Annotated in this window: 17 protein-coding genes; 9 read left to right on the top strand and 8 right to left on the bottom strand. The window is 68.3% G+C overall.

Features of this window, described 5'->3' with window-relative positions; all coding sequences use genetic code 11:
• Positions 1 to 26 precede the first annotated feature (26 nt).
• Positions 27 to 845, top strand: coding sequence for a ParA family protein (locus ASF51_RS09270; RefSeq protein ID WP_055930647.1), 819 nt, complete (start codon positions 27 to 29; stop codon positions 843 to 845).
• Between the two features lie 160 nt (positions 846 to 1,005).
• Here ASF51_RS09270 and ASF51_RS09265 read toward each other — a convergent pair whose 3' ends face one another.
• From ASF51_RS09265 to ASF51_RS09245, 5 genes are all read right to left on the bottom strand, one after another.
• Positions 1,006 to 1,491 carry a MerR family transcriptional regulator gene (locus tag ASF51_RS09265; protein ID WP_055930645.1) on the bottom strand — a complete coding sequence of 162 codons (486 nt, stop codon included), beginning with the start codon at positions 1,489 to 1,491 and terminating at the stop codon, positions 1,006 to 1,008.
• A 278-nt stretch (positions 1,492 to 1,769) separates the two neighbouring features.
• A complete protein-coding gene (locus tag ASF51_RS09260; RefSeq protein ID WP_055928397.1) occupies positions 1,770 to 2,471 on the bottom strand; it encodes a MerR family transcriptional regulator in 702 nt (233 codons plus the stop codon).
• Positions 2,472 to 2,948, bottom strand: coding sequence for an FHA domain-containing protein (locus tag ASF51_RS09255; RefSeq protein WP_055928394.1), 477 nt, complete (start codon positions 2,946 to 2,948; stop codon positions 2,472 to 2,474). It lies immediately after the preceding gene.
• Between the two features lie 106 nt (positions 2,949 to 3,054).
• Entirely contained in the window at positions 3,055 to 3,945 is an 891-nt protein-coding gene (locus tag ASF51_RS09250; protein ID WP_235497204.1) for an NUDIX domain-containing protein, read from the bottom strand.
• 56 nt (positions 3,946 to 4,001) lie between these two features.
• Positions 4,002 to 4,205, bottom strand: coding sequence for a DUF1653 domain-containing protein (locus tag ASF51_RS09245; RefSeq protein ID WP_162236939.1), 204 nt, complete (start codon positions 4,203 to 4,205; stop codon positions 4,002 to 4,004).
• A gap of 125 nt (positions 4,206 to 4,330) precedes the next feature.
• Between ASF51_RS09245 and ASF51_RS09240 the strand changes: the two genes are divergently transcribed.
• A complete protein-coding gene (locus tag ASF51_RS09240; RefSeq protein WP_369797306.1) occupies positions 4,331 to 4,951 on the top strand; it encodes an FMN reductase in 621 nt (206 codons plus the stop codon).
• 7 nt (positions 4,952 to 4,958) lie between these two features.
• On the opposite strand, the gene ASF51_RS09235 is transcribed toward ASF51_RS09240, so the two are convergent.
• Positions 4,959 to 5,582: an alpha-ketoglutarate-dependent dioxygenase AlkB gene (locus ASF51_RS09235; protein WP_055930639.1), complete on the bottom strand. Its 624-nt coding sequence runs from the start codon at positions 5,580 to 5,582 to the stop codon at positions 4,959 to 4,961.
• Between the two features lie 74 nt (positions 5,583 to 5,656).
• Here ASF51_RS09235 and ASF51_RS09230 point away from each other — a divergent pair, with 74 nt between their 5' ends.
• Positions 5,657 to 6,028 carry an RNA-binding S4 domain-containing protein gene (locus ASF51_RS09230; protein WP_055928385.1) on the top strand — a complete coding sequence of 124 codons (372 nt, stop codon included), beginning with the start codon at positions 5,657 to 5,659 and terminating at the stop codon, positions 6,026 to 6,028.
• Positions 6,029 to 6,069: 41 nt separating this feature from the next.
• On the opposite strand, the gene ASF51_RS09225 is transcribed toward ASF51_RS09230, so the two are convergent.
• Positions 6,070 to 7,011: a DnaJ domain-containing protein gene (locus tag ASF51_RS09225; protein WP_055928382.1), complete on the bottom strand. Its 942-nt coding sequence runs from the start codon at positions 7,009 to 7,011 to the stop codon at positions 6,070 to 6,072.
• 164 nt (positions 7,012 to 7,175) lie between these two features.
• Here ASF51_RS09225 and ASF51_RS09220 point away from each other — a divergent pair, with 164 nt between their 5' ends.
• Both ASF51_RS09220 and ASF51_RS09215 read left to right on the top strand, forming a co-directional pair.
• Positions 7,176 to 8,351 carry an alcohol dehydrogenase catalytic domain-containing protein gene (locus ASF51_RS09220; RefSeq protein ID WP_055928379.1) on the top strand — a complete coding sequence of 392 codons (1,176 nt, stop codon included), beginning with the start codon at positions 7,176 to 7,178 and terminating at the stop codon, positions 8,349 to 8,351.
• 49 nt (positions 8,352 to 8,400) lie between these two features.
• Positions 8,401 to 9,012: an HdeD family acid-resistance protein gene (locus tag ASF51_RS09215; protein WP_055928376.1), complete on the top strand. Its 612-nt coding sequence runs from the start codon at positions 8,401 to 8,403 to the stop codon at positions 9,010 to 9,012.
• Between the two features lie 3 nt (positions 9,013 to 9,015).
• On the opposite strand, the gene ASF51_RS09210 is transcribed toward ASF51_RS09215, so the two are convergent.
• Positions 9,016 to 10,197 (bottom strand): mechanosensitive ion channel family protein, encoded by a 1,182-nt coding sequence (locus ASF51_RS09210; RefSeq protein ID WP_055928373.1) that lies wholly within the window; start codon positions 10,195 to 10,197, stop codon positions 9,016 to 9,018.
• Positions 10,198 to 10,363: 166 nt separating this feature from the next.
• Here ASF51_RS09210 and pnuC point away from each other — a divergent pair, with 166 nt between their 5' ends.
• From pnuC to ASF51_RS09190, 4 genes are all read left to right on the top strand, one after another.
• Positions 10,364 to 11,038 (top strand): nicotinamide riboside transporter PnuC, encoded by a 675-nt coding sequence (gene pnuC / locus ASF51_RS09205; RefSeq protein WP_055928371.1) that lies wholly within the window; start codon positions 10,364 to 10,366, stop codon positions 11,036 to 11,038.
• On the top strand, positions 11,035 to 12,174 hold the full coding sequence (locus tag ASF51_RS09200; RefSeq protein ID WP_055928368.1) for an AAA family ATPase: 1,140 nt from the start codon (positions 11,035 to 11,037) through the stop codon (positions 12,172 to 12,174). Before pnuC ends, ASF51_RS09200 begins: the two co-directional genes overlap by 4 nt.
• Before the next feature lie 78 nt (positions 12,175 to 12,252).
• Entirely contained in the window at positions 12,253 to 12,939 is a 687-nt protein-coding gene (locus tag ASF51_RS09195; RefSeq protein ID WP_055928364.1) for a DUF3105 domain-containing protein, read from the top strand.
• Positions 12,936 to 13,640, top strand: a complete 705-nt coding sequence (locus ASF51_RS09190) for a DUF305 domain-containing protein (protein WP_055928361.1) — start codon at positions 12,936 to 12,938, stop codon at positions 13,638 to 13,640. The genes ASF51_RS09195 and ASF51_RS09190 overlap by 4 nt, the downstream gene beginning before the upstream one ends.
• Positions 13,641 to 13,651 lie beyond the last annotated feature (11 nt).

The raw sequence follows: 13,651 nt of genomic DNA, 5'->3' as shown, positions 1-13,651 counted from the left end.
AGCCTAGTAAAGGTAACGTGGTGTCCGTGCATGTACTCAGCGTCAGCTCCCTCAAGGGAGGAGTGGGAAAGACCACGGTGACGCTCGGGCTCGCCTCGGCCGCTTTTGCCAAGGGCCTGCGAACGCTCGTCGTCGATCTCGATCCTCAATCCGATGTGTCCACCGGTATGGACATCCGTGTCGCCGGACACCTCAACGTGGCCGATGTTCTGGCCAGCCCGAAAGAGAAAGTCGTTCGCGCGGCTATCGCTCCCAGCGGCTGGACCAAGGACCGGGGCGGCAAGATCGATGTGCTGATCGGCAGCCCGTCAGCCCTCAATTTCGACGGGCCGCACCCCAGCATCCGCGACATCTGGAAGCTCGAGGAGGCGCTCGCCACGGTCGAGGCCGACTACGACCTCGTTCTCATCGACTGCGCCCCCTCGCTCAACGCGCTCACCCGCACGGCCTGGGCTGCCAGCGACCGCGTCAGCGTCGTCACCGAGCCCGGCCTCTTCTCCGTCGCCGCCGCAGACCGCGCGCTTCGTGCGATCGAAGAGATCCGTCGCGGTCTCAGCCCGCGCCTGCAGCCCCTCGGAATCATCGTCAACCGCGTGCGCTCGCAGTCGCTCGAGCACCAGTTCCGCATCAAAGAGCTGCGCGACATGTTCGGCCCCCTGGTTCTGAGCCCCCAGCTGCCCGAGCGCACCTCGCTGCAGCAGGCCCAAGGAGCTGCGAAGCCGCTTCACGTCTGGCCCGGAGAGGGCGCCCAGGAGATGGCGCGAAACTTCGACCTGCTGCTGGAGCGCGTGATGCGCACGGGCAGACTCGGCGAGTACGCCGACGCGAAGAGCGTCCGCGGCTAGAGACCGGCCCTTCGACAGGCTCAGGGAACGGACCCCGTCGTTCGCTGAGCCCGTCGAAGCGCAGCGTCGTTCGCGCAGCCTGTCGAAGCGCAGCGTCGTTCGCTGAGCCTGTCGAAGCGCAGCGTCGTTCGCTGAGCCTGTCGAAGCGCCCGCCTGCCGCCTAGGAGATCTTGCGGTTGGCCCGACGCGCCGCGAGCTCGTCCATGGGGTCGGGAACCGTCGAGTCGATCGACACCAGCGTCGTCTCGACCTCGCGCAGAACCTTGCCCACGGCGATGCCGAAGACTCCCTGGCCACGGCTGACCAGGTCGATGACCTCGTCGTTCGAGGTGCAGAGGTAGACGCTCGCCCCGTCGCTCATGAGCGTGGTCTGGGCCAGGTCGTTGATGCCGGCTTCGCGGAGCTGCTCGATCGCGGTGCGGATCTGCTGGAGCGAGATGCCGGTGTCGAGGAGACGCTTCACGAGCTTGAGCACGAGGATGTCGCGGAAACCGTAGAGCCGCTGCGATCCCGATCCGGCTGCGCCGCGCACGGTCGGCTCGACGAGCCCGGTGCGCGCCCAGTAGTCGAGCTGGCGGTAGGTGATGCCTGCTGCACGGGCCGCAACGGCCCCGCGGTAGCCGGAGTCGGCGTCGAGCTCTGCCATGCCGTCTGTGAAGAGGAGCCCGTCGAAGCGGGCGTCGTCGCTGCGCTTCGTGCCTGGACCGGCACCGGTCCCGATGTTCTCGCTCAAGAAACGCGCCTCTTCCAGAAATTGTCGGCTGTGAAAAAGCCGGATATGTCTACTCAGTCCACGCTATCGAGGCGACCGGTCGGCGGCAATGACATCCGCACGAAGCGGTCGGCGTGTCGCGCAGAATCGTGACGGCGACGGATCATCGGCGGCACGGGTCGTCTTGTCACCCAGTCTACGGCGCGACGTGGTCAGGGAACGAGTCGCCCGAGCGCCGATCTGATGAGGCTCCCCCGCACGATCTCGAGTTGACCCGCTATCTCGACCGCGAGTTCGGCCGCACGCGCACGGGATGACGCGTCGTTGCGCCGGGAGACGGGAACGAGCGCACTCTCGATCAGACCGAGCTCGCGCTCGGCGGCGACCCGGAAGCCCCGGAGGTGCCGAGGCTCGATGCCGCATCTCTGCAGTTCGACCAGGGCCTTGAGTACCGCCAGGGTGTCGTCGCCGAAGGTCTCGCCCGGCACGATGACAGAGGCCGACACGGCGTCTTGCAGCAGCATCGGCGTGGCACCGGCCTCACGGATGAGCTCGTCGCGACTGAGTCTGCGGCCGCTGGGCAGCATCGACGGCCCGTGGTCGGTCGTCGATCCGGGCAGAAGGGGTCCGAGGCCTGCGTCGACGTCGTCGAGGTACGACTTGATGACGACGAGGGGCAGGTAGCGATCGCGCTGCATCGTGAGGATGAGGCGGAGTCGATCGAGGTCCTGTTGGCAGAACTTGCGGTACCCCGACTCCGTTCGAGCGGGCCGAACGAGCCCACGCTCTTCGAGGAAGCGGAGCTTCGACGGGGTGAGATCGGGGAACTCGGGGGTCAATCGGGCCAGGACCTGGCCGATGCTCAACAGCTGGGGCGAAGCCTGGCCGCGGGCCGATGCGGGTGTGGCCGCCATCTACTCGCCGGCAGCGGTGGCGACGTCGAGCCGCGACGGGTAGAACGTGAGTCGGAACTTGCCAACCTGCACCTCTGCACCGTCGCTGAGGAGGGCTCTGTCGACCCGCACCCCGTCGAAGTAGGTGCCGTTGAGAGAACCGAGGTCGGTCACCTCGAAAGCGGTGCCGTGTCGGGTGAAGGATGCGTGGCGTCGTGACACGGTGACGTCGTCGAGGAAGATGTCCGCCTCCGGGTGACGACCGGCCACGGTGTTGTCGGAGTCGAGGAGGAACCGCGCGCCGTTGTTCGGTCCCCGGCGAACGATGAGCAGCGCGGAGCCCGACGGCAGTGCCGCGATCGCCTCGAGTTCTTCTGCCGTGACGCCGCCCTCGAGAGCCGCAAGCTGGGCTGCGAATTCTGCGGTGAAATGCAGGGTGGTGTCTGTCTCGTTGCGTACGCGGTTCGCGGACTCGTGTGCGTTCGTGTCATCAGCCAAGTTCGTGACCTCCTAGAGCTTCAAGCGTAGCCGATGCGGGTGGGCTCGCGAGCAGGGATTGCGCCGCATGGATCGTGCTCTGCGCGCATCCACAGCTCGCCGGGCGTCAGGCGGCCGTTCCCGCCGTGCCGTCGATGATGCCCCGTATCCAGCGGGGCCCCCTGGTCGCGCACCCGAGCGCCTCGACGCGGTCGCGGAGCGCCGCATCCGCGGTCACGACGACCACAGCGGCACCGGAGTCGCGGTGCGCCCGTGCGATGTCGACGATCAGCTCGTCGCCCTCGCCCTCGGCTCGGTCGATCTCGAGCCCGGGCGACCGGATGCCGTCGGCGGCGGTACGGGACAGGTCGGGCTCCCGTGGGGGTCGAGCACCTCGCGCCTGGCCCTCGAGCACAACGACGATCGAGGGCCAGCACCGGTCGACGTCGGCATCGAGAAGTGCTCCCGCGATCCCTGTCTCGGACACGGTTGCGAGCTCATCGAGGAGAACCGACGCTGCGGCCGCACGATCCTTCCACCACCCGTTCGGACGAGAGCCGACGACATTCGCCGCGTCGACGACGACCGCGATCGGATGCTCGACCACGGCCCGAAGAGCGGGCCAGCGGGCAGCGAAGCCGGGGTGCAGGCGAAGCGATTCGACCTCGTCGAAGGGGATCCAGCGGAGCTCGACGCTTTCGGCGTCTCCGATCTCGGCGTCGAAGTGCCGCGTCGCGCGCACGCCGACCGTCGTGTAGCTCCAGATCCCCAGGTCGAGCACGCTCGTGAACTCGAGCACCACGGCGTCGGCGGGCACTCCTGCCTCCTCCTCCGCCTCGCGGAGGGCGCCGCGCACCGCGGACTCCGTTTCGTGGCGAGCGCCTCCGGGAAGGCCCCACGTTCCGCCGAAGTGGCTCCACTCGACCCGATGCTGCAGCAGAACGCCGCGGTCGTCGTGCACCAGCAGGCCGGCGGCGCCGAAGGTTCCCCAGAACTTCCGGCCGTCCGGCGCTGTCACCCAGGCGTCTCCGCTGCCGTGCGGACGCCGAGGCGGGCCCGCCGGATCGAGCCCTGTCACAGCCTCACGAAGCGGGGAACCGCGACGCCGTCGACGATCGCCTCGCCGAGGAACATCTCAAGAGGCCTCACCCAGAGGGAGCCGTCGGCCGATCGGTAGACGGCCAGCCTCTCCTCGGTCTCGCTGTGCCTCGCCTCGCCCACGAGGTCGTAGTGACCGCCTTTGAAGTGAACATACGGGCCGGGCTCCAAGGTGTCCATCACCCGATTCTGCCTCATCGGCCGACCGTGTGGCTCAGCCGAATCGGCGCGGGAATATTCATCGAGACAGTGACGTTCGACCGAACATAGATGCAAACGCATTGAAATGTGGAGTGGAGATCATCATGGACAAGTCGATCGCAGTCATCTCGGCCGGACTCAGCCAGCCCTCGTCGACCAGGTTGCTGGCCGATCGGCTCGCCGAGGCGACGTCGCGGTCGCTCGAGGACGCGGGCTCCGAGGCGACGATCACCGTCATCGAGCTGCGCGACCTCGCCCACGACATCACGAACATGATGCTGACCGGCTTCGCGGCCGGCGCTCTGAAGACCGCGATCGAGACCCTCGCGAACGCCGACGCCGTGATCGCGGTGACCCCGATCTTCTCGTCGTCGTACAGCGGGCTGTTCAAGTCGTTCTTCGACATCCTCGAGCCGCGCACCCTGGCCGGCAAGCCCGTGCTCCTTGCAGCGACGGGCGGCACGGCCAGGCACTCGCTCGCCCTCGAATACTCGGTGCGCCCGCTCTTCGCGTACCTGCAGTCGATGATCGTTCCGACCTCGGTGTTCGCCGCGTCAGAGGACTGGGGCAGCACAGGAGGCGCGCACGGCGACCTGGCCGTGCGGATCACGCGCGCGGCGGGCGAGCTGGCGGAGCTGGTCGAGGGGCGCCCGACCGCCCGCCCCGCCGAGGAGACCGTGATCCCCTTCGCGCAGCAGCTGGCGAACCTCGCCGTCTCGGCCTAATCGCCGCTCAGGCCCGCCGGAACTGCACGCTGATGCGGGGCCCGACCGCCTTGGCCGACTTCAGGATGGCGTGCTCGTAGGTGCGCTGGCAGCTGCCGCCCATCACGATGAGGTCGCCGTGCCCCACAGGAAACCGGGAGACCTCGCCGCCCGCGACCGGCCGCACGGAGAGCACACGCTCTGCTCCGACCGAGAGGATGGCGACCCTCGTGTCGCGCTGCACCGAGCGGCCGACCCGGTCTCCGTGCCAGGCAACGCTGTCGTCGCCCGTGCGGTAGAAGCAGAGGCCGGCCGTGGCGAATCTCTCGTCGTCGACGCGCGCGTAGTGCGTGTTGAGCCGCCGCATCGCGTCGTCGAGGGCAGGGTGGGGCAGCAGGTCGTCTGCCCCGAACCGGCTCACGAGGCGCGGCACCTCGACCACACGGTCGTACATCTCGCGTCGGTCCGCCTGCCAGTCGACGGCGCCGACCAGCTCTTCGAACAGCGTGTCGGAGTTGGCGACCCAGCCCGGGCACAGGTCGATCCACGCTCCGGATTCGAGCGGAATACGGCGCATCCGGCCACCGAGGGGCCCGACGACGGGAGCCGCACCCTGTTCGTCGAAGAGCGAGGCCTGATATGCGAGAGTCATGCTTCGACGATAGCCGGATTCGAACATATGTTCTAGTCGACTTCTTTGCCTCGACACTCTCGTAGAGTCGAACAATGGAAGCCGGTTCATCGATCAGGGTCGACAGCTGGATCTGGGCTGTGCGACTCGTGAAGACGCGCTCGCTCGCCACGGCGGCGTGCCGGGCGGGCCACGTGCGCGTGAACGGCGAGAAAGTGAAGGCCGCCCAGGCGGTTCGGATCGGCGACGAGGTGCGTGTTCGCACGAGCGACGCGGAGCGCATCGTGGTGGTGCGGCGGATCCTCGCGAAGCGGGTGAGCGCCGTCGTCGCCGCGGAGAGCCTCACCGACAACACTCCCCCGCCGCCGGCCCGCGAAGACGTGCCCTTCGTACCCATCCGCGACCGAGGCGCAGGCCGTCCGACCAAACGCGAACGGCGAGACATCGAGAAGCTCCGCGGGCACTAGCGACCGAGGGCAGCCGGCATCAGCAGCCGCCACCATCATCGTCAGACGAACTGCAGTCCCTGCTGCAGCCGGGTTCGCACCTCGAAGACGTCGCCTCGCCGCCGGGCATCGCCCTCGGACACGCCCGAACGCATCACGGAGGACAACCGCGAGCGCGCGATGACGAGGGTGCCCGCATTGCGGCCGCGATCCACGGACTCCGACGACGCGTCGACGAGGGCCTCGTCGGGCAGCACGATGACCTGTCCGTCGAACCTCACGCCGAGCGACCTGCCGAGCTTGCGCGCCGAACGCACGAGGTCGCGCACGGGCTGCTCGCCATCGGGGATCGCCTCGCCCGACAGCTCTCCTCGATGCAGGCGCACCGGATCGCCCCAGTCCTCCGACCGCACGGCGAGCAGCCCTGCAGGCCCGAGCACGATGTGGTCGATCTTGTGGCCCGTCGGGCTCGCCACGTCGTTCCAGACCGTGAATCCCATGCCCAGGTCGGAGAGGGTGCGGGCCGTCTGCTCCTCGGCCAGGGCCTTGCCCAGCAGCCAGCGGATCTCGCGGGGGGCGCTTCTCACCAGGGCGGGGTCGTACGGATCCTCCAAGGCGGCGCCACGGCCGGCCCATTCGCGGATCAGGGTGAGGAACCGCTCCCTGGCCTGCCCGCCCGGGTGCCCGTAGGATCGCGCCTTCAACGACGATGCGGTCGACGGCGGCGCACTGCGGGCAGCCCACGACGACGACCCCGTGGGCCGGGCCGATCCGACGCGGCTGGATGCCGACGACGATCCTCGGTCGTATGCCGACCGGGATTCCGGGTCGCCCACCACGAGCCAGGCCGCCTGTACGGCGTGGAACCGGGCGGATGTGCCGCCCGTATCCGGATGCGTCTCGCGGAGCCTCCGTCGATAGGCGCGCCGCAGTTCGTCGTTGCTCGCCGACGGGGCGATTCCCAGAACCTCGTACGGCGTGGCCGATGTCGGACTGTCAGACATACCGCGCGTGAACCTTCCTGCTCAACGTGTGACCCACAGGTCCCGTGCACGACAATACCGGCCGATCCTGAGGTCTCGCCCCTCGGCATCCGGGTTGCTACACCGTTGTTCCTCCCCTGTCGACCCATCGGGCGAAGTCGGCCGCGACCGCGCACCATGGAGATATGAGAGCACTGACATGGCAGGGAAAGCGCAACGTTCAGGTGGAGACCACCCCCGACCCGGTGATCGTCGACCCGACGGATGCGATCATCCGCATCACGTCGACGGCGATCTGCGGATCCGACCTTCACCTCTACGAGCTCTTCGGGCCTTTCCTCGATCGAGGCGACATCCTGGGCCACGAACCGATGGGCATCGTCGAGGAGATCGGTTCCGAGGTGCGCAACCTGAGGGTGGGTGATCGCGTCGTCGTGACGTTCAACATCGCCTGCGGCCACTGCTACATGTGCCGACGCGGTCTGCAGTCGCAGTGCGAGACGACCCAGGTGAGAGACCAGGGCTCCGGAGCTTCATTGTTCGGCTACACCAAGCTCTACGGCCAGGTCCCCGGCGGCCAGGCCGAGCTGCTGCGTGTTCCGTTCGCCGACTACAACGCCATCCCCGTCTCCTCCGACGGACCCGACGACCGCTATCTCTTCCTCAGCGACATCCTGCCGACGGCCTGGCAGGGCGTGAAGTACGCGAACGTACCGGATGGCGGCACCCTGGGCGTGCTCGGACTGGGGCCCGTCGGCCAGTTCGTGGCCCGAGTCGGCGTGCACCTCGGCTATCGTGTGCTCGCGGTCGATCCGGTGGCGGAGCGCCGGGAGATGGCCGCCCGGCACGGCGCCGAGGTGTGGGATCTCGACGACGACATCGTGGAGGCGCTCCGCGATCAGACCGACGGGCGCGGGCCCGACTCCGTTGTCGACGCGGTCGGCATGGAGGCCCACGGCTCCCCCGGAGCCGGATTCGCCCAGGCCGTCGTCGGAATCCTCCCGGACGCGTTGGCACGACCCGCCATGGACAAGGCGGGCATCGACCGGCTCGCGGCGCTGCACACCGCCCTCGATCTGGTTCGCCGCGGCGGAACGGTGTCGCTGAGCGGTGTCTACGGAGGCGAGGCCGACGTGATGCCCATGAAGTCGATGTTCGACAAGCAGGTCTCGCTGCGAATGGGCCAGTGCAATGTGCGCAACTGGATCGACGACCTGATGCCCCTCGTCGAGGACTCGAGCGATCCGCTCGGCGTGCTCGACCTGACGACCCACCGCGTCTCGCTCGAGGAGGCCCCGGCCATGTACGAGGTGTTCCAGAAGAAGGAGGACGGCTGCGTGAAGGTCGTGCTGACTCCCTAGGACGAAAGTCTCTTCCGCGCGGAGGGCGATCAGAGCTACCGTATGCAGCATGACCAATAATCCACTCGCAGCCGTCGCCAAGGGGATCTGGTGGGCCGTGCTGCTGCGCGGAATCTTCGCCGTCATCTTCGGCATCATCGCCCTCGCCGCGCCGGGTGCAGCCCTGACGGGCATCGTGATCGTGTTCGGCGTCTACGCGATCATCGACGGCGTCACCGCTGTCATCCATGCGCTGCGCATCCGAACCGCCGGCAGCGGATGGGGCTGGCTGCTCTTCCAGGGCGTCGTCTCGATCCTCGCGGGTTTCGTCGCGCTGGTGTTCCCGGCGCTCGCGGGCGTCATCGGCGGACTGTTCGCGCTGTGGACGATCGTGATCTACGCCGTGATGCACGGAGCGCTGGGCATCGGCTCCGCCGCGGGTCTGAGCGACGGGCGAAGCCGCACCATCGGGATCGTCTCCGGTGTGCTCACGCTCGCCTTCGGCATCCTGCTCGGCATTCTCACGCTGGTGACGCCGGGCGCCACCGTGCTGAGCCTCATCTGGATCGTGGGGATCTACGCGATCATCTTCGGTGTCATGTTCATCGTGGCGGCCATCCAGCTGCGTCGCGGCGCGACATCGCTGCTCGGGCAGCCGGATGCGTCGACCCCGACTCTCTGACGGTCACTCCGGTTCGGCGGGACGCACGACATCGATGCGCCCCGTGAACAGGCTCTTCCTGTTCTCGGCCTCGGGGTCTCCGGAGAAGAGGCCGCCCGTTCCCGGATTGGGCTCGGGATCGAGCGAGGGCCGGCGCATGTCGGCCGCCGCCGTGTCCTGAACGCGCACACGGGGCAGCGACACAGGGCTCTGCTCGTGGAGCCAGGTCACGAGCTCCTCCCGCACGAAACAGCGCAGGTCGAAGAGGGCCGGCGCGTCCACCGCGCTGACCAGGATGCGGATCCGCACGTAGCCGCCGACAGCGTCGGTCACCTGCAGCACACTCACACGCTTGTCCCACAACGGGGTGCGTGACAGCACCCGGTCGAGCTCCTCCCTCATGTGCTGGGGCGTCACGCGCCAGTCGAGATCGAACTCGACCGATCCGAGCAGCTCGGAATTGCGACGGGTCCAGTTCTGGTACGGCCGCGACGTGAAGTAGGTCGACGGGAGGATCATGCGCCGGTCGTCCCAGATGTGCACGACCACGTAGGTCAGGGTGATCTCCTCCACCCTCCCCCATTCCTCTTCGACGATGACCACATCGTCGACTCGGATGGCGTCGCTGAAGGCGAGCTGCATTCCGGAGAAGACGTTCGAGAGGCTGGACTGGACCGCCAGACCGGCGATGATCGACAGCAGTCCGGCAGAGGCGAGCAGGCTGGCCCCGAAGGTCTGCGCTCCGGGGAACGACAGCAGTACCGCGCCGAGCGCCACCACCACGACCACCACGATGCTCAGTCGCTTCAGGATCAGCACCTGCGTGCGCACGCGTCGGGCGACCCGGTTGTCGGGCGTGTCTATGCGATAGCGCGCGAGCCCGAGGTTCTCGAGGAAGACGATGACCGCGCCGACGAGCCACGCGATGGTGACGATGGCCAGGATCCTCATCACGAGCCCGATCGCCGACGAGGCCTGCGGATCGGTCACGGTGATACCCAGCGACGCCCAGACGAAGCACACGACGAGCGCGGCACGGAACGGTCGACGGGCCGTGTCGATGAGCTGGCCCGCCCAGTGTCGGCGCTTGGCCGCTATGCGGAAGACCAGCGCCACGACGAGCACCACGACCACCGCCGCCGCGACGGCGATGAGCGCGCCGAGCACACTCGTGACGAGTTCGGACTGGAGGATGTCGGCAAGCATTCGCGCTCCCAGAGTCGGTGATGCGGCGGATTCTTTCGAAGCAAGGCCGGTGAGGCCGCCTCCATGCTCGCCCTTCTCGGCATGCAGGCCAAATCGAATCGATGCCGCGCATCGTTAGGCTTGACCTCTCGCCACCCCTTCGCCTTTCGAAAGGCCCTATCGATCCGTGTTCGATCTCCTCGGCTTCCTCCAGTCCACCGCCTTCTCCCTGCTCGGCGAGAGCGTGTCCGTGATCGAGGTGATCGGTTTCGTGACCGGCGCTCTCTGCGTCTGGGCCGTGACGCGGCAGTTCATCTGGAACTGGCCCGTGGGAATCGCGAACAACGTGGCGTTCCTCATCCTCTTCATCGGAGCGGGCCTGTACGCCGACGCCGTCCTCCAGGTGATCTTCGCCGCGGTGGCCGTGTACGGCTGGGTCCTGTGGTCGAGGCGTGGCACGGCCAATCGCGGCCTGGTCGTCGAAGTGCGCCGGGCCACGAGGCGCGAGCTCCTCGGCGGGCTGGCCGCTGCCGCGCTGCTCACCGCCGCCGCCGCCGTGCTGCTGCACAGCGCCACCGACTCGACCGTTCCCCTCCCCGACGCCTTCGTGCTGGCCGGCTCGCTGCTCGCCACGTGGGGTCAGGCGCGCAAGATCATCGAGCAGTGGTGGGTCTGGATCGCGGTCGATGTCGTCTCCATTCCGCTCTACGCGACGAAGGGACTCTGGCTCACGGCCGTTCTCTACACGGGTTTTCTCGTCCTCTGCATCGACGGCCTGCGTCGCTGGACGATCGAGCTGCGGCACACGCGCGCCCGACGCGAGACTCAGCCGGCCCACGAAAGCCGGGTCGGCATCCGATGACCGCGCGCACCGGCCTCATCATCGGCAAGTTCTATCCCTTGCACGCCGGACACGTGTCGCTGATCGAGCGGGCCGCGCGCGAGGTCGATCGACTGGTCGTGCTGGTGATGGCGACACAGCTCGAGACCATTCCACTGGAGCGGCGCGTCGCCTGGGTGACCACTGCGACGGCGAAGCTCGGCTCGGTCACCGTGCTCGGAATCCTCGACGACGCGCCGGTGCACTACGACAGCGAGATCGCCTGGGTCGCCCACCACGAGGTCACGCTGGCGGCGCTCCGCAGCGGCGGAATCCGAACCATCGACGTGGTCTTCAGTTCGGAGAACTATGGAGCCGAGCTAGCCGAGCGGCTGGGCGCCGTGCACGTGCTCGACGACCTCGAGCGCCGCCGCATTCCCATGAGCGGAACAGCCGCCCGGGAGGGGCTTGCCGAACGATGGGACCGGCTGGCCGAACCGGCCCGGCTCGACCTCGCGACGCGCATCGTCGTGATCGGCGCCGAGTCGACCGGCACCACGACACTCTCCGAGGCCCTGCGGGCGCACTACCGTGCTCGGCCCGGATACGAGGCGATCGCCGACGTCGACGAGTACGGCCGCCGGTTCACCTACGAACTGCACGCCCGCGCGATGGCCGAGTCGCACGCATCCGGTTCGCCCGAGCCCGCCATCGACGACCTCGTCTGGCTGCCCGAGCATTTCGCGCACATCGCCCGCACCCAGACCGCCATGGAGCAGGCCGCGGCCCTCGTCTCGTGCCTCGTGATCGCCGACACCGATGCGTTCGCCACGTCTCTGTGGGAGCGTCGCTACGTCGGCGCGCACAGCAGGGCGGCGCACGAGGCGGCGACCACCGGGCTGCCTCGCCGAGACCTGTACCTCGTCACCGATCACGTCGGTGTGCCCTTCGACCAGGACGGCTGGCGCGACGGCGAGCACATCCGCCCGGAGATGACGAACTGGATCGTCGACGGACTCACCACCCGCGGTCTGCCCTGGGTGCTGCTGCGCGGCCCCCACGAGACACGGCTCGACTACGCCATCGAGGTCATCGACGCCCTCATCGAGAAGAACACGACCTTCGCGTCGCCGACGTGGGCCGATGTCACCCGGCTCGCCGACGGCTCGGGCCGGTGAGCGCCATTCCCAGTCTTTCTCCAGCCCGTCCATGAGAAGTTGTAGCTACAACCGAGAGATCCGACCGAATCGAGAGACGTGACCCCGCCACCCGAAGACGCCCGACCGACAGACCGACCCGGCAAGCTCACGGTCAAACAGCAGCGCGCCGCCGACAGGGAGGCGAAGCTCGCCGCCTTCAGGCAGGCGCAGGCGAAGCAGAAGCGCAACCGCCTGATCGGCATCGTCACCGGGTCCGTCGCGGCCGTCGCGGTCATCGGGCTGCTCATCGGTTTCGTCGTCACGTCTGCCACGCCCAAGCCCGATCCCTCGAGTATCGCAATAGAAGGGTTGCAGACCTACCCGGGGCTCACGGCCAATCACGTGACCACGACCGTCGACTACCCGCAGACCCCGCCCGTGGGCGGCGATCATGCCGGAGTCTGGCTGAACTGCGGCGTCTACACGGAGTCCGTGCCCAATGAGAACGCGGTTCACGCACTCGAGCACGGCGCCGTGTGGCTGGCCTACGATCCCGCGCAGCTCGACGAGGCCGGGGTCGAGGCGCTCCGTTCGAAGCTTCCCGACTCGTACATCGTGGTCTCGCCGGTCGACGGCCTCGATTCCCCGATCGTGGCCAGCGCCTGGGGAGCTCAGGTCGCCCTCGACGATCCCGACGACGAGCGGCTGGGGCTGTTCCTCGACCGCTTCTGGCGCTCCAACGATGCACCCGAACCCGGCGCCGCGTGCACCGGTGGGCTCGACGCGCCCGGTCGCGTGGCGTGACCGACCCCGACGTCGAGACCGAGTCCGGCCGCCCGTCCGGCGCGAGCCGCTGGCGACTCGTGGTCGCCGGCGTCATCGCGGGGGCTCTCGTTCTCGCCGTCGGTCTCGCCGGGGGCTGGATGCTCGCGGCACGATCCGCAGACCCGTCGACGACGAGCGTCGAGGCGGGATTCGCCCGGGACATGCAGGTGCATCACGACCAGGCCGTCGAGATGGCCCTCATCGTGCGCGACCGCACGGACGACCCGGAGATCCGGAGCCTCGCGTACGACATCGCGACGAGCCAGGCGCAGCAGTCGGGCCAGATGTACGCCTGGCTCAACGACTGGGGTCTGCCTCAGGCTCGCCCCGGAGCGACGATGGAGTGGATGTCGGCGCCGACGCTCGACGGCTCCGCGGGCCAGGGCCACGAGCATGGATCTCCCACCACGGGGTCGTCGGACGACGCCGCCGCCGTGGCGATGCCCGGCATGGCGAGCGACGCCGATCTCGAGCGGCTCCGGAATGCCAGCGGGACCGACGCGGAGGTGCTCTTCCTCACCCTGATGCTCGCGCACCATCGCGGCGGCGTCGACATGGCCGACGCCGTGCTCGATCGCAGCACCCATCCACTGGTCACGACCCTGGCACGCGCGATCGTCTTCGCCCAGTCGGGCGAGATCGACTACATGGAGAGCCTGCTGGCCCAGCGCTCCTCCTGACGCGGAGAGCG

Origin of the sequence: Agreia sp. Leaf283, from assembly GCF_001422485.1 — a bacterium.
Classification (GTDB): Bacteria; Actinomycetota; Actinomycetes; order Actinomycetales; family Microbacteriaceae; genus Agreia.
Note: the sequence above shows the minus strand (reverse complement) of the source record. Positions and strands in the feature narration are given on the sequence as shown.

What these genes read in the sequence shown, in the direction of transcription:
- ASF51_RS09265 (WP_055930645.1), bottom strand. Translation starts at nt 1,491, where the DNA reads ATGGCAGAGCTCGACGCCGACTCCGGCTACCGCGGGGCCGTTGCGGCC.
- ASF51_RS09260 (WP_055928397.1), bottom strand. Translation starts at nt 2,471, where the DNA reads ATGGCGGCCACACCCGCATCGGCCCGCGGCCAGGCTTCGCCCCAGCTG.
- ASF51_RS09245 (WP_162236939.1), bottom strand. Translation starts at nt 4,205, where the DNA reads ATGGACACCTTGGAGCCCGGCCCGTATGTTCACTTCAAAGGCGGTCAC.
- ASF51_RS09240 (WP_369797306.1), top strand. Translation starts at nt 4,331, where the DNA reads ATGGACAAGTCGATCGCAGTCATCTCGGCCGGACTCAGCCAGCCCTCG.
- ASF51_RS09235 (WP_055930639.1), bottom strand. Translation starts at nt 5,582, where the DNA reads ATGACTCTCGCATATCAGGCCTCGCTCTTCGACGAACAGGGTGCGGCT.
- ASF51_RS09230 (WP_055928385.1), top strand. Translation starts at nt 5,657, where the DNA reads ATGGAAGCCGGTTCATCGATCAGGGTCGACAGCTGGATCTGGGCTGTG.
- ASF51_RS09225 (WP_055928382.1), bottom strand. Translation starts at nt 7,011, where the DNA reads ATGTCTGACAGTCCGACATCGGCCACGCCGTACGAGGTTCTGGGAATC.
- ASF51_RS09220 (WP_055928379.1), top strand. Translation starts at nt 7,176, where the DNA reads ATGAGAGCACTGACATGGCAGGGAAAGCGCAACGTTCAGGTGGAGACC.
- ASF51_RS09215 (WP_055928376.1), top strand. Translation starts at nt 8,401, where the DNA reads ATGACCAATAATCCACTCGCAGCCGTCGCCAAGGGGATCTGGTGGGCC.
- ASF51_RS09210 (WP_055928373.1), bottom strand. Translation starts at nt 10,197, where the DNA reads ATGCTTGCCGACATCCTCCAGTCCGAACTCGTCACGAGTGTGCTCGGC.
- ASF51_RS09200 (WP_055928368.1), top strand. Translation starts at nt 11,035, where the DNA reads ATGACCGCGCGCACCGGCCTCATCATCGGCAAGTTCTATCCCTTGCAC.